Below are 13,636 nucleotides of genomic sequence, written 5' to 3' on the forward strand. Positions count from 1 at the left end.
GCCGCTTGGGACGAATCCTGAAAAATACGGGTCGTGGCCGCACAAACGGCCAAAGGCTGATCAAGATACACAGCAGGCTGCGCCCACACAAGACGCCAAAAGTAGGAGAAACCGACGCCCGCCGCGACCTTGCGACGCGGTAACCCAAGTCGCAACCCCAACATGAACTGTCGCCTGGCGGCACTTTCCCCGCTCACGCACAGCGGCACCCGGCAGCGATTGCTCGATGCCGCATGCCCCGTTGCAAACGTTAGCCGGTATTTCGCAAACCGGCGGCAATCCCCGCCACAGACACCAGCAGCGCCTGCTCCACCGGGCTGCCCTGCTCGACTTCCTGCTGCCGCGAACGCGCCAACAGTTCGGCCTGCAATAGATGCAGCGGGTCGAGATAGGTGTTGCGCAGACGGATGAATTCCAGAGTGTCAGGGCTGTGCGCGAGCAGCTGCGACTGGCCGGTCAGGCCAAGCACCACGGCGCACGCCTGCGACAATAGGTCGCGTAACTGCGCGCCCAGCGGCAGCAGTTCCGGCTCGACCAGACGCTCATCGTAGGACAGCGCGATATCGGCGTCTGCCTTGGCCAGGACCATCTCCAGCATGTCGATGCGCGTGCGGAAGAACGGCCACTGCTCGCGCATCTGTCCGAGCAACTGGCCTTCGCCGCGCTCCAGCGCCTTGCTCAGCGCCGACTCCCAGCCGAGCCACGCCGGCAGCATCAGCCGCGTTTGCGTCCAGCCGAAAATCCATGGAATCGCGCGCAGGCTCTCGATACCGCCGGCGCGGCGCTTGGCCGGACGACTGCCGAGCGGCAGGCGCCCCAGTTCCTGCTCCGGCGTGGACTGGCGGAAATATTCGACGAATTGCGGATTGTCGCGCACCACCTGACGGTAAGCGCTGACACCGTCCGCCGCCAGTTCGTCCATCAGGTGCCGCCATTCGGGCGTCGGTGGCGGCGGTGGCAGCAACGTCGCTTCAAGCACCGCCGCCAGATACAGATTGAGGTTCTGCTCGGCGATGTCCGGCAGGCCGAATTTGAAACGGATCATTTCGCCCTGCTCGGTGGTGCGGAACCGCCCCGCCACCGAACCCGGTGGCTGCGACAGAATCGCCGCGTGCGCCGGGCCGCCGCCACGGCCGACGGTGCCGCCGCGACCATGGAACAACAGCAGTTCGACTTGCTGCTCACGGCAGATTTCCACCAGACGCTCCTGCGCGCGGTATTGCGCCCAGGCCGCGGCCGTGGTGCCGGCATCCTTGGCCGAGTCGGAGTAACCGATCATCACTTCCTGCGGGCCTTGCAGGCGCGCGCGATAACCCGGCAGCAGCAACAGCCGCTCCATCACCGGCCCGGCGTTGTCGAGGTCGGCGAGGGTTTCGAACAGCGGCACCACGCGCATCGGCCGCAGCACGCCGGATTCCTTGAGCAGCAGCTGCACGGCGAGCACATCGGAAGCCGCGCCGGCCATGGAGATCACGTACGAGCCAAGCGAAGCCGCCGGGGCGGCGGCGATTTCCTTGCAAGTGTTGAGCACTTCGGCGGTGTCAGCCGACGGTTTGAAATGCGCCGGCAACAACGGGCGTCGATTGCTCAGTTCCTGAGTGAGGAATTTGATTCGCTGTTCTTCATCCCAATCCTCATAACGGCCGAGGCCGAGGTAATCGGTGATTTCGGTCATCGCCGAGCTGTGTCGAGAAGAGTCCTGACGCACATCCAGACGCACCAGAAACAGACCAAAAGTCACGGCGCGGCGCAGGCAGTCGAGCAACGGACCATCGGCGATCACGCCCATCCCGCATTCATGCAGCGAGTTGAAACACAGCTCCAGCGGCCCGAGCAGGTCGCGATTGTTATGCAGCACCTCTGCAGGTGCGGGCGTCGGCGCGGTGAGCGCGGCGTGAGCCCAATTACGCGTCGCGCGCAGGCGTTCGCGCAATTGCTTGAGCACCGCACGATACGGTTCGGCACTGTCGCCGGCCTGAGCCTTGAGCGCGTCACTGGCCTGTTGCATCGACAGTTCGGCGGCGAGGTGATCGACGTCGCGCAAGTACAGGTCGGCAGCCATCCAGCGCGCCAGCAATAACACTTCGCGCGTGACCGCCGCCGTCACGTTCGGGTTGCCGTCACGGTCGCCGCCCATCCACGAGGCAAAGCGAATCGGCGCGGCCTCCAGTGGCAGACGCAAGCCCGTGGCGTCATGCAACGCCTTTTCCGCCTTGCGCATATGGTTGGGAACGGCCTGCCACAGCGAATGCTCGATCACCGCGAAACCCCACTTGGCTTCGTCAACCGGCGTCGGTCGCGTGCGGCGGATTTCTTCGGTGTGCCAGGCTTCGGCGATAAGGCGCTGGAGGGTGGTGTGGATTTGTTCGCGTTCGGCACTGGTCAGGTCGCGATGGTCCTGCGCGGCGAGTTGCGCGGCAATTGCATCGTACTTCTGGATCAGCGTGCGCCGGGCCACCTCGGTCGGGTGCGCGGTCAGCACCAGCTCGATGTCCAGCCGCGCAAGTTGCCGGGCCAGGGATTCGGCGCTGTGGCCTTCGCGGCGCAAACGCGCGAGCAGTTCAGGCAGTACGCGGGACTCGAACGGCGCCGGCTGCGACTCTTCACGCCGATGGATCAATTGATATTGCTCGGCGATGTTCGCCAGGTTGAGAAACTGGTTGAACGCACGCGCCACCGGGAGCAATTCGTCTTCGCTCAACTGATTGAGGCTGGCGCTCAGTTCGGCATCCATCGAGCCGCGCCGGTCAGCCTTGGCGCCCTTGCGGATCTGCTCGATCTTGGCAAGAAACTGCTCGCCGTACTGATCTCGAATGGTGTTGCCCAACAGCTCTCCGAGCAGGTGAACATCTTCGCGCAAGCGTGCATCAATATCGGTCATCAGCAGTTCTCCAACGGTAATCGGGACGGCGCAGAAACGAATGCTTTGCTCGAGAGAGTGCCGCTCTGCGGCGCTTCTTACAAGCAGCCGACGAAGGGACTTTAAACCTTGCGCCGCAAAGCTAGTCTCAACAGTAAGCCGCACGACGGCTTGCCGCCGGCCCTGGCGGACACTCACCCAGACCTGCCATGAGCAGGTGCGAAATGAGGTCATCATGAAAATTCGTGAACTCGCCCAGCATTGGGAAGAAACTGCCAAAGGTCGCCTGACCGACACTGGCTACACGATTCATCTGGATGTGGAATCCGCCGCGCGTCTGGCGGCGATTGCCGAGATGTACCCCAAACGGCATCCCGAAGAACTGCTCGGCGAACTGATCGGTGCCGCGCTTGAGGAGTTCGAAGCGAGCCTTCCCTATGTGAAGGGCTCGACGGTGGTCGCGACCGATGAGGAAGGTGATCCGCTGTATGAAGACGTCGGGCCGACGCCGCGTTTCCTGGCGTTGTCGCGGCGGCATTTGCAAGATCTGGCCTCAGCCGAAAACAAACAGAAGCACTGACCAGCACAAATCAAAATGTAGGAGTGAGCCTGCTCGCGATAGCGGTGTATAAGTCGACACATCCAGCGGCTGCTACACCGCTATCGCGAGCAGGCTCACTCCAACAATGGACCGTGAAAACCCTTCAATTCCGCGTCAATTACATCCCGCGCGTACCGCTTAAAACCGCCAAAGTTCCCGTCCCAGAGCCTTGTCCAAACGGTCAGTTTATTTTTTGGCGATAGGCCATCTTTTCTGAACTTTTCAAAAATGCCGTCGGTCGGAACAGGTAACCACGCCTGGAACGAGCGTTTCAATTCGCGTCAACAAGCGATGCTTTCGGCTCCTCTGCCAGGATGGATTCAGTTGTATTTTCAGGAGATGCCTAATGGAGTTGAAGACCATGAAAACCCAATCCACGTTTTCCCACCTGCGCGGTCTGAAACTGGCCGCTCTGGCCATCGGCACCAGCTTCGTACTGGCCGGTTGCGCCGGTAATCCACCGACCGAGCAGTACGCCGTGACCCAATCGGCCGTCAACAGCGCCGTCAGCGCTGGCGGTACCGAGTTTGCTGCGGTGGAAATGAAGCAGGCTCAGGACAAACTGAAACAAGCTGAAATCGCCATGCACGACAAGAAGTATGACGAGGCTCGTCGCCTGTCCGAACAGGCTGAGTGGGACGCTCGCGTCGCTGAACGCAAGGCTCAGGCGGCCAAGGCTGAACAGGCTGTGAAGGATTCCCAGAAAGGTGTTCAGGAACTGCGTCAGGAAAGTCAGCGCACCGTGCAGTAAGCGCGCATCCCGATTGCAAAGCTGAATCTCTTATCGATTAGAAAGGACGACAAATTATGCGTAAGCAACTGATGATCCCCGCTCTTCTGGCCGCAAGCGTTGCCCTGGCTGCCTGCTCCACCCCGCCTAACCCGAACCTGGAACAGGCGCGCACCAACTACGCCGGCCTGCAGGCCAACCCACAGGCGAGCAAAGTCGCCGCGCTGGAAACCAAAGATGCCAGCGATTATCTGGATAAGGCCGACAAGGCTTATCTGGACAAAGAAGACGCGGCCAAGGTCGACCAACTGGCCTACCTGACCAACCAGCGTGTGGAAGTGGCCAAGCAGACCATCGCTCTGCGCACCGCTGAAAACAACCTGAAGAACGCTGCCGCCCAACGTGCCCAGGCGCGTCTGGATGCCCGTGACCAGCAGATCAAACAGCTGCAGGACAGCCTCAACGCCAAGCAGACCGATCGCGGCACGCTGGTGACGTTCGGTGACGTGTTGTTCGCCACCAACAAGGCTGACCTGAAATCCAGCGGCCTGGTGAACATCAACAAACTGGCGCAATTCCTTCAGGAAAACCCGGACCGCAAAGTGATCGTCGAGGGTTACACCGACAGCACCGGCACCGCCAGCTACAACCAGTCGCTGTCGGAGCGCCGCGCGACTTCGGTGCAAATGGCCCTGATCAAAATGGGTGTCGATCCATCGCGTATCGTCGCTCAGGGTTATGGCAAGGAATACCCGGTCGCGGATAACGGCAGCGTCTCGGGCCGTGCGATGAACCGTAGGGTGGAAGTGACCATTTCCAACGACAACCAGCCGGTTGCACCGCGTTCTTCGGTGAGTTCGAACTAAGTTTTACGCTGTAACGCAGAAGCCCCGCCTGAGTGATCAGGCGGGGCTTTTTTGTGCGGGCTGAAATCGCGGCCCCTCACCCCAGCCCTCTCCCGGAGGGAGAGGGAGCCGATTGGGGGATGCTGTGGATATCGGCCGGCGGGAAAATTTGTGGTGAATCCATAATCGACCCGGTCTTTCAGGTCGGTCGATAGCGAAAGAACACCTCGGTCAGTCCCCTCTCCCTCCGGGAGAGGGTTAGGGTGAGGGCTGGGCCTGCAGAATTACTCCTGCAGCTTCTGCGGCGTCTCTTCGCCCATGCACCGCACAGCCTTTTTCTGCCCATTGACGAGCACCCCGGTCAGGCCTTTCTGCTCGGTATCAAACAACACCAGCACGCCGTCGATGCACTGCGCCACTTGCGGCGCGGGAGTCAGCGACAGTTTATAGTCCTCACCGGGCACGGTCTTGAGCATGGTGAACTCGTTGAGCAGCAGCGCATCCTCGGGCTTGGCGAAGTGCAGGTAGCCGTAGTACCACAGCGCCCCGACGGTGCCGAGGATGCTGCAGATACCGGTGATGATCAGCGGGATGGCGTTGCGTTCTTCAGTCATTGCGGACTCTCGTTATCAGAATTCGGGGGCGGCGGGTAATTGGGGATTTCGCCGAGGCGGCGCAGGCCGTTGAAATGCGCGGGGTCGTCGAGGTAACGCAGCATCACCTGCTGCCACACCGGATCGCCGAAGGTCTGCACGTGGCCGCCGCGGGTCAGTTGCAGCACGCGCGGTGGCGGCGCCGCTTGATACAGTCGAATGCCATTGACCATCGGCACCAACGGATCGTCGATGCTGTGGAAAATCAGTTTCGGCACGCCGTTGAGTTGCGCCATTGATTTGATCGCGCTGTCGCCGTCCGGCACCAGCCACGACAGCGGCACCTGCAACGGCCAGGTCAGCCACGACGTGCTCAGCGCATACTGGCCGACGCTACGGTAACTGGCGGGCACGCCGTCGAGCACCAAGGCTTTGAGCTGCTTCTGCCGCTCGGGATGCTGCACCAGCCAATGCACCGCCATCGCCCCACCGAGACTCTGCCCTAGCAATACCAGCGGTTTGCCTTTGACTTCCGGGGCCTGGTCCAGCCAGGCGAACGCGGCGTCGATGTCCTGATAGATCGCCGGCAAGCTCGGCTTGCCTTCGGACAAGCCGTACCCGCGATAGTCCACCAGCAGCACTTGATAGCCGTTTTTCGGCAGCCACCAGCTGCCACCCAGATGCATTGGCAGGTTGCCGCCGTTGCCGTGCAGATGCAGCACCGTGCCTTTGACTTCCACGCCGGGTTTGGCCGGCAGCCACCAGGCGTTGAGTTTCAGGCCGTCGGCAGTGACCAGCGTGACCGTGCGGTAGTCAAGTTTGGCTTTTTCCGGGGTGAAGATCTGGCCCGGTTCGGGATAGAACAGCAGCGAACTGCAGCCGCCGAGGGTCAGAAGCAGGCAAAGAATGCCGAGGATTCTCATCCGGTGAAACCTCGCAAAGATAGGGGCTTAACACAAATCAAAACTGTGGGAGCGAGCCTGCTCGCGAAAGCGGTGTGTCAGTCAACATTAATGTTGAATGTGAAATCGCATTCGCGAGCAGGCTCGCTCCCACAGGGGTTCGGTGCCGGGGGGTCAGAGGATATTGGAGTAATCCGCTTCGATCCGGTCCAGGCTCAAATGGTTGAGGAAGTTGGAGAAGCACATCCACGCCGACAACGCGTTCAGATCGCGGAACTGATCCGGCAGATACTTCGGCGGCACCACCAGCCCCTCATCCACCAACTGGCGCAGGGTACGCATGTCTTCCAGCGTGGTCTTGCCGCAGAACAACAGCGGAATCTGCTCGAGCTTGCCTTTGCGCACGGCCAACTGAATGTAGTTGTAAACCATGATGAAGCCCTTGAGGTAGGACAAGTCTTTGGTGAATGGCAGACCGGTCGGCGTCGAACCGCGGAATACCCGACTGGCATTGCCGTAGCTTTCCGCCATTTCGAAGCCTTGCTCGCGGAAGAACTCGAACACCTGCAAAAAGTCCGCGCCCTCCTCGACCATGTGAATCGCGCGGGTGCGATTGGTCAGTTTGCGCAGGCGACTCGGGTAGGAAGCGAACGTGATGATTTCCATCAGGATCGCCAGACCTTCCTGGGTCACTGTCGACGACGGCGGACCTTTCGACAGAAACGTGCAGATCGGCTGGTTCAAACCATTGAGCGTAGTGCCGACATGCACCAGCCCTTCGTGAACTTCCAGTGCGCGCACGTCACGGTTGTTGAACATCGCGTCGGTGCGGATCTTGATGTAGTCGGCACCCGCCGCCGCGTCGGCGACAATGCCGTCGGACTCGAACACCCGAATGGTTTCCTCGGCCTCGCCAAACACTTTATTCAAACGGGTTTGCAGCAAGTGCACGGCGTCCTTGGCGGTGAGGATTTTCGGTTCGTCTTTCAGATCGCCGCGGCCATCGATGTTGTTCAGGTAGTCGGACATCATCAGGCCAAGGTCGGCCAGGGTCGGGTCACCGGCATGGAAGGCATCGGACGCGGCGCCGTACAGCTCCTGCGAGATCAGGCCGAAATCCTCGGTGCCGCGCGCTTCGAGCATGCGCACCACCATGCGGTATTCCTTGCACATGCGTCGCATGATCTGCCCGACCGGGTTGAACTGGCCGAGCTGACGGGTGATGTCGCGTTCGATGTTCTGGAATTCCAGTTTGACCTTGCTCGAATCGAACGTCAGCGGCCGATTGAGGTAGTAGTCGCGATCGATGGCGGGCATCTCCTTGCCCTTGGCCTTGAGAAAGCCCTTGCGCACGTTCTCGTCCCACTTGACCGCGTCAAGCACGCGGATCGGCGTCTGCGCCAGCACAATGCGATCGGACAACATGCGTATCGTCTGCTGGTAATCGTCCACCCGAAACTCCTGTAAAAAACCTGACGTGTGAAATTATTGGGCGCTGGCCTGGCGCTGATAGCGCGCAGCTTCAACGAAGACATCGGAATTGGCCGGATCATCAAGGTAAGCGAAGACCTTGTCGAGGTTGCTGTCGACGTGCACGCCGTCGCCATCGTCGGTCTGGAAGGCCTGACCGTCGAGGGCGTGCTGTTTGATCGCTTGATTGATCTGCTCGAGATCGAGGTTGTAGATCACCAATTCGCGCTTGTCGGTGATTTCGAACCCGGCAATGGTGAAGTGGCCGCCGAAACGCGCCGGCACTTTCGCCGACAGATACCAGCGATTGCCATGCCGTGACACGGTAAACGGATAGGCTTCGCGTTCGCGCGGTTTGGCCTTGAAGTACGTGACGGCCTGGTAGCGGTCATTGCCGACGCGAGTCAGCTCAAGATTCATTGGCTCGCCCCAGGCATTGGTGCTCGACCACTTGCCGAGCAAGCCCTTGGGCGCCGGGTCACTGGCCGCCAGCGGTTCCTTGAACGTCACCAGACAGCCACTGAGCAGCAGCAACGACAGGGCCATCAGCACGCCACGCCAGGACTTCATTCGAGACTCCTTATGAACAGCCGCTTTTTATTGATCGTTCCCACGCTCTGCGTGGGAATGCATCCACTGACGCTCTGCGTCATCTCGGCAAGGGACGCAGAGCGTCCCGGGCGGCATTCCCACGCGGAGCGTGAGGAACGATCAAAAGCCGTCGCGGATCAAACCGAGGCGAGCACCAGGTGCATATACCGCGTCAGGATGCCGAGCATGTCCTCTTCGGCCAAAGGCTCGGCGTCGTTGAGCAGGCCCTGATATTCCATCCGTCCGATAATCGCCGTCAACACTTTGGCATCCTGCTGCGGTTCGCGCGAGCCCAATACCTGAAACAACTGGCAGGTGCCCTGCAACAGGATCTGCTGATGCGAGCGCACCAGAATCGCCAGCCGGGGGTTGAGCAGCGCTTCCTGGCGGAACGCCTGTTCGGCCATCAGATGTTCGCGACGATTGATCAGTTGCCGGTGCACGTAGTCGGCCATGAGCCGCGCGATGTCGTCGGCCAGTTGCGAACGTGACTCGGGGCTGCCGTCGCCACTGACAACCATTTCGCGCAACAGGCCTTCGTTGTTGATCCACAGCTTGGCCATGTACGCCGCACTGCGTTCAACATATTGGGCGAAGGTATCGGTGAGCAGGTCGTCGATGTCCTTGAAGTAATACGTGGTCGCCGACAGCGGCACACCGGCCTCGGCCGCCACCGCGCGGTGGCGCACGGCACGCACGCCGTCGCGCACGACAATGCGCATTGCTGCGTCGAGAATGTCCTGGCGACGCTGCTCACTGCCCTGTCGGCTGGCCTTGCGGCCCTGGTACTGAACACTTTCAGCGACCGCAGTGGCGATACCCGCTGCACCTTCTTGAGCTATTGCACCCATCACGACAGCACTTCCTCTACTAATTCCAAATTAACCAATTGATACATTTGTACCAGACAGGCAATAAAAAGCCGCCTGTTTTAGGCGGCTTTTTAACTGAAACGTTTACGCTTGCGGTCGCATGTGCGGGAACAGGATCACATCGCGAATCGACGGCGAGTTGGTCAGCAACATCACCAGACGGTCGATGCCGATACCTTCACCGGCGGTTGGCGGCATGCCGTACTCCAGCGCACGCACGAAGTCGGCGTCGTAGTGCATGGCTTCGTCGTCGCCGGCGTCCTTGTCGGCCACCTGCGCCATGAAACGCTCGGCCTGGTCTTCGGCGTCGTTCAACTCGGAGTAGGCGTTGGCGATTTCACGGCCGCCAATGAACAGCTCGAAGCGGTCGGTAACATTCGGGTTGTCGTCGTTGCGACGGGCCAGTGGCGACACTTCGAACGGGTACTGAGTGATGAAGTGCGGCTGTTCCAGCTTGTGCTCGACCAGCTCTTCGAAAATCATCACCTGCAGCTTGCCCAGACCTTCGAAGCCCAGCACCTTGGCGCCGGCCTTCTTGGCGATGGCGCGGGCCTTGTCGATGTCGTTCAGGTCATCGGCGGTCAGCTCAGGGTTGTACTTGAGGATCGAGTCGAACACCGACAGACGCACGAACGGCTCGCCGAAGTGGAACACCTTGTCGCCGTACGGCACGTCGGTGCTGCCCAATACCAGCTGCGCCAGCTCGCGGAACAGCTCTTCGGTCAGGTCCATGTTGTCTTCGTAATCGGCGTAGGCCTGATAGAACTCCAACATGGTGAATTCAGGGTTGTGACGAGTCGAAACGCCCTCGTTACGGAAGTTGCGGTTGATCTCGAACACTTTCTCAAAGCCACCGACTACCAGACGCTTCAGATAAAGCTCAGGCGCGATACGCAGGAACATTTCCATGTCCAGCGCATTGTGGTGGGTTTCGAACGGCTTGGCCGCAGCGCCGCCAGGAATGGTCTGCAGCATCGGCGTTTCGACTTCGAGGAAGTCGCGCTTCATCAGGAAGCTGCGGATGTGCGCGATCACTTGCGAACGTACGCGGAAGGTCTGGCGCACGTCTTCGTTGACGATCAGGTCAACGTAACGCTGACGGTAGCGCTGTTCGGTGTCGGTCAGGCCGTGATGCTTGTCCGGCAGCGGACGCAGCGACTTGGTCAGCAGGCGCACGTTGGTCATTTCAACGTACAGGTCGCCCTTGCCGGAGCGCGCCAGGGTGCCTTCGGCGGCAATGATGTCGCCCATGTCCCAGGTTTTCACCGCGGCCAGGGTCTCTTCCGACAAGGTCTTGCGGTTGACGTAGACCTGGATGCGCCCGGTCATGTCCTGGATCACCATGAACGAGCCACGGTTGAGCATGATGCGACCGGCAACCTTGACCGGGATTGCAGCCTCTGCCAGCTCTTCCTTGGTCTTGTCCGCGTACTGTTTCTGCAAGGCATCGCAGTAGTTGTCGCGGCGGAAGTCGTTCGGGAAGGCATTGCCCTTGGCGCGCTCGGCAGCAAGCTTTTCCTTGCGCAAGGCGATCAGGGAGTTTTCTTCCTGTTGCAGGGCTTGCGGGTCGAGTTGTTGGTCGCTCATGTCTTTAGATATTCCATCAGGTTCGTTGCCCCCGGACCCTGCGGTCCGGGGATCGCCAGCAGGGCTGGCTCCTACAGGGATCGAGCGGAAACGGTCGATCCTGTGTGGCGTCTGTTACAGGCCCGATTTCAGGCTGGCTTCCAGGTATTCGTCGATGTCGCCGTCGAGTACCTTGTCGCAGTCGCTGCGTTCGATATTGGTGCGCAGATCCTTGATCCGCGACGCATCGAGCACGTAAGAGCGAATCTGGTGACCCCAGCCGATATCGGACTTGGTGTCTTCCAGCGCTTGCGAAGCGGCGTTGCGTTTCTGCATTTCCTGCTCGTACAACTTGGCCCGCAGCATTTTCATGGCGGTGTCCTTGTTGGCGTGCTGGGAACGTTCGTTCTGGCAGCTGACCACGGTGTTGGTCGGTACGTGAGTGATACGTACGGCCGAGTCGGTGGTGTTTACGTGCTGACCACCGGCACCGGAGGAACGATAGGTGTCAATGCGCAGGTCTGCCGGGTTGATTTCGATTTCGACCTTGTCGTCGATCTCTGGCGAAACGAAAACCGCCGAGAACGATGTATGGCGACGGTTGCCGGAGTCGAACGGGCTCTTGCGCACCAGACGGTGCACGCCGATCTCGGTACGCAGCCAGCCAAAGGCGTATTCGCCCTTGATGTGCACGGTCGCGCCTTTGATACCGGCGACTTCACCGGCGGACAGTTCCATGATGGTCGCGTCGAAACCGCGTTTGTCAGCCCAGCGCAGGTACATGCGCAGCAGGATGTTGGCCCAGTCCTGCGCTTCGGTACCGCCGGAACCGGCCTGGATGTCCAGGTAGGCGTTGTTCGGGTCCATTTCATGGCTGAACATGCGGCGGAATTCCAGCTTGGCCAGACTTTCCTCGAGACGGGCCAGTTCGGCGACGACATCACCGACTGCGCCTTCGTCGTTTTCTTCGACAGCCATGTCCAGCAGGTCGCGGCAATCGGCCAGACCGGCGTTCAGCTCGTCGAGGGTATCGACGATCTGTGCCAGCGCAGCGCGCTCGCGACCCAGTTCCTGGGCGTATTCAGGTTTGTTCCAGACACTCGGATCTTCAAGCTCGCGATTGACCTCGGTCAGACGCTCATGCTTTTGATCGTAGTCAAAGATACCCCCGAATAGTTTCGGAGCGCTCGGACAGGTCCTTGATGGTGTTCAGGATCGGGTTGATTTCCATGACGGGCAACACTCGTTGGCGAACTTTTGAAAGCCGGCGAGTATAACGTAATCAGGCTGGCGCGGCAGCCCGTCTGGCGGCTGTGGGGGTGAATCATCTGAGGTTTCTGTCTGCATCGAGATTGCTTGCCCTCACCCTAGCCCTCTCCCGGTGGGAGAGGGGACCGATCGGGGGAAATTGGGGAGGTACGCCGACGTGAAATGGCGTTACCGAATCCATAATCGCCACACTTACAGGTCCATAATCACCGAAGTCTTTTAGGTCGACGTATGACCAAAAGACATCTCGGTCTGCCCCCTCTCCCCCTGGGAGAGGGCTGGGGTGAGGGACAGCGTTTACTCGATCCCGACCTGGTTACGCCCATTGTTCTTGGCCAGATACAACCCGCGGTCCGCCGCGGAAATCAGCAGGCGGCAATCAGTCCCCGCCTGCGGCACCATGGTCGCCAGGCCAATGCTGATGGTCAGACTGGAGCCTTCGGCCGGGGTGTTGTGCGGGATTTTCAGTGCCGCCACGGTCTGGCGCAGTTTCTCGGCAACCAGCCGTGCGCCGCCCGGCGACGTGTTCGGCAGCACCAGTACAAACTCCTCGCCACCGTAACGCGCCGGCAGATCCGATGGTCGCGCGCTGGCGTCGCGGATGGCCGCCGCGACCTTGCGCAAGGCTTCGTCGCCCTCGACGTGACCGAAGCTGTCGTTGTACGACTTGAAGTAATCCACATCGATCATCAACAACGACAGCTGGCTCTGATCGCGCAACGAGCGGCGCCACTCCAGTTCCAGGTATTCGTCGAAATGCCGGCGATTGGACAACCCGGTCAGGCCATCGGAGTTCATCAGCCGTTGCAATACCAGATTGGTGTCGAGCAACTGCTGCTGGCTGACTCGCAGCGCCCGGTAGGCGGCGTCGCGCTGCAACAGGGTCATGTAGGAGCGCGAGTGATAGCGGATGCGCGCCACCAGTTCGATGGTGTCGGGCAGTTTCACCAGATAATCATTGGCCCCGGCGGAGAACGCCGCGCTTTTGATCAGCGGGTCTTCCTTGGTCGACAGGACGATGATCGGAATGTCCTTGGTCGCCGGATGGTTGCGGTATTCGCGCACCAGACTCAGGCCATCGAGGCCGGGCATCACCAGATCCTGCAAAATCACTGTCGGCTTGATGCGTACGGCCTGGGCAATGGCTTGCTGTGGATCGGAGCAGAAATGGAAGTCGATGTTTTCTTCGCTCGACAGCCCACGGCGCACCGCTTCGCCGATCATCGCCTGATCGTCCACCAACAACACCATGGCGGCGTTTTCGTCGGTTTTGATGTCGTCGATCTGTAAATCATTCATGGGCGGTCACCTGAGTGCTGCGGGGGCCAGGATTGCGG

At 60.4% G+C, this 13,636-nt stretch carries 12 protein-coding genes; 3 read left to right on the top strand and 9 right to left on the bottom strand.

The window, feature by feature from the left end:
- Positions 1-250: 250 nt before the first annotated feature.
- Positions 251-2,881: a phosphoenolpyruvate carboxylase gene (gene ppc / locus V6F91_RS04635; protein WP_332762698.1), complete on the bottom strand. Its 2,631-nt coding sequence runs from the start codon at positions 2,879-2,881 to the stop codon at positions 251-253.
- A 214-nt stretch (positions 2,882-3,095) separates the two neighbouring features.
- On the opposite strand from ppc, the gene V6F91_RS04640 reads away from it, so the two are divergent.
- The 3 genes from V6F91_RS04640 (at position 3,096) to V6F91_RS04650 (ending at position 5,057) form a co-directional block, all read left to right on the top strand.
- A complete protein-coding gene (locus V6F91_RS04640) occupies positions 3,096-3,440 on the top strand; it encodes a pilin assembly protein (RefSeq protein WP_332762700.1) in 345 nt (114 codons plus the stop codon).
- Positions 3,441-3,807: 367 nt separating this feature from the next.
- Entirely contained in the window at positions 3,808-4,212 is a 405-nt protein-coding gene (locus V6F91_RS04645; protein ID WP_090281970.1) for a DUF4398 domain-containing protein, read from the top strand.
- Between the two features lie 56 nt (positions 4,213-4,268).
- Entirely contained in the window at positions 4,269-5,057 is a 789-nt protein-coding gene (locus V6F91_RS04650) for an OmpA family protein (RefSeq protein ID WP_024011746.1), read from the top strand.
- A gap of 263 nt (positions 5,058-5,320) precedes the next feature.
- On the opposite strand, the gene V6F91_RS04655 is transcribed toward V6F91_RS04650, so the two are convergent.
- The 8 genes from V6F91_RS04655 to V6F91_RS04690 all read right to left on the bottom strand — a co-directional run bounded on the left by V6F91_RS04655 (position 5,321) and on the right by V6F91_RS04690 (position 13,598).
- Complete coding sequence (locus V6F91_RS04655; protein ID WP_203420904.1) at positions 5,321-5,650, bottom strand: hypothetical protein; 330 nt, start codon at positions 5,648-5,650, stop codon at positions 5,321-5,323.
- Complete coding sequence (locus V6F91_RS04660; protein ID WP_332762704.1) at positions 5,647-6,552, bottom strand: alpha/beta hydrolase; 906 nt, start codon at positions 6,550-6,552, stop codon at positions 5,647-5,649. The genes V6F91_RS04655 and V6F91_RS04660 overlap by 4 nt, the downstream gene beginning before the upstream one ends.
- Before the next feature lie 153 nt (positions 6,553-6,705).
- Complete coding sequence (locus tag V6F91_RS04665; protein WP_203422042.1) at positions 6,706-7,956, bottom strand: flavohemoglobin expression-modulating QEGLA motif protein; 1,251 nt, start codon at positions 7,954-7,956, stop codon at positions 6,706-6,708.
- Positions 7,957-8,016: 60 nt separating this feature from the next.
- The gene (locus V6F91_RS04670) at positions 8,017-8,571 is read right to left on the bottom strand and encodes a hypothetical protein (protein WP_208938573.1); all 555 of its coding nucleotides are present in this window, start codon (positions 8,569-8,571) and stop codon (positions 8,017-8,019) included.
- Positions 8,572-8,729: 158 nt separating this feature from the next.
- Positions 8,730-9,443, bottom strand: a complete 714-nt coding sequence (locus tag V6F91_RS04675; RefSeq protein WP_093104335.1) for a TetR/AcrR family transcriptional regulator — start codon at positions 9,441-9,443, stop codon at positions 8,730-8,732.
- A gap of 105 nt (positions 9,444-9,548) precedes the next feature.
- Positions 9,549-11,051, bottom strand: coding sequence for a lysine--tRNA ligase (gene lysS, locus V6F91_RS04680; RefSeq protein WP_090281964.1), 1,503 nt, complete (start codon positions 11,049-11,051; stop codon positions 9,549-9,551).
- A gap of 114 nt (positions 11,052-11,165) precedes the next feature.
- Positions 11,166-12,261 (bottom strand): peptide chain release factor 2 gene (prfB, locus tag V6F91_RS04685; RefSeq protein ID WP_157720676.1). Its coding sequence is split into 2 segments (ribosomal slippage): positions 11,166-12,188 and positions 12,190-12,261, totalling 1,095 coding nucleotides; the frame shifts between segments, so codons are not numbered across the junction.
- Positions 12,262-12,596: 335 nt separating this feature from the next.
- Positions 12,597-13,598 (bottom strand): PleD family two-component system response regulator, encoded by a 1,002-nt coding sequence (locus V6F91_RS04690; protein ID WP_332762710.1) that lies wholly within the window; start codon positions 13,596-13,598, stop codon positions 12,597-12,599.
- Positions 13,599-13,636 lie beyond the last annotated feature (38 nt).

The organism is Pseudomonas koreensis, assembly GCF_036668835.1.
GTDB classification, from domain to species: Bacteria; Pseudomonadota; Gammaproteobacteria; order Pseudomonadales; family Pseudomonadaceae; genus Aquipseudomonas; species Aquipseudomonas koreensis_I.

What these genes read in the sequence shown, in the direction of transcription:
- ppc (WP_332762698.1), bottom strand. Translation starts at nt 2,881, where the DNA reads ATGACCGATATTGATGCACGCTTGCGCGAAGATGTTCACCTGCTCGGA.
- V6F91_RS04640 (WP_332762700.1), top strand. Translation starts at nt 3,096, where the DNA reads ATGAAAATTCGTGAACTCGCCCAGCATTGGGAAGAAACTGCCAAAGGT.
- V6F91_RS04645 (WP_090281970.1), top strand. Translation starts at nt 3,808, where the DNA reads ATGGAGTTGAAGACCATGAAAACCCAATCCACGTTTTCCCACCTGCGC.
- V6F91_RS04650 (WP_024011746.1), top strand. Translation starts at nt 4,269, where the DNA reads ATGCGTAAGCAACTGATGATCCCCGCTCTTCTGGCCGCAAGCGTTGCC.
- V6F91_RS04655 (WP_203420904.1), bottom strand. Translation starts at nt 5,650, where the DNA reads ATGACTGAAGAACGCAACGCCATCCCGCTGATCATCACCGGTATCTGC.
- V6F91_RS04660 (WP_332762704.1), bottom strand. Translation starts at nt 6,552, where the DNA reads ATGAGAATCCTCGGCATTCTTTGCCTGCTTCTGACCCTCGGCGGCTGC.
- V6F91_RS04665 (WP_203422042.1), bottom strand. Translation starts at nt 7,956, where the DNA reads ATGTTGTCCGATCGCATTGTGCTGGCGCAGACGCCGATCCGCGTGCTT.
- V6F91_RS04670 (WP_208938573.1), bottom strand. Translation starts at nt 8,571, where the DNA reads ATGAAGTCCTGGCGTGGCGTGCTGATGGCCCTGTCGTTGCTGCTGCTC.
- V6F91_RS04675 (WP_093104335.1), bottom strand. Translation starts at nt 9,443, where the DNA reads ATGGGTGCAATAGCTCAAGAAGGTGCAGCGGGTATCGCCACTGCGGTC.
- lysS (WP_090281964.1), bottom strand. Translation starts at nt 11,051, where the DNA reads ATGAGCGACCAACAACTCGACCCGCAAGCCCTGCAACAGGAAGAAAAC.
- V6F91_RS04690 (WP_332762710.1), bottom strand. Translation starts at nt 13,598, where the DNA reads ATGAATGATTTACAGATCGACGACATCAAAACCGACGAAAACGCCGCC.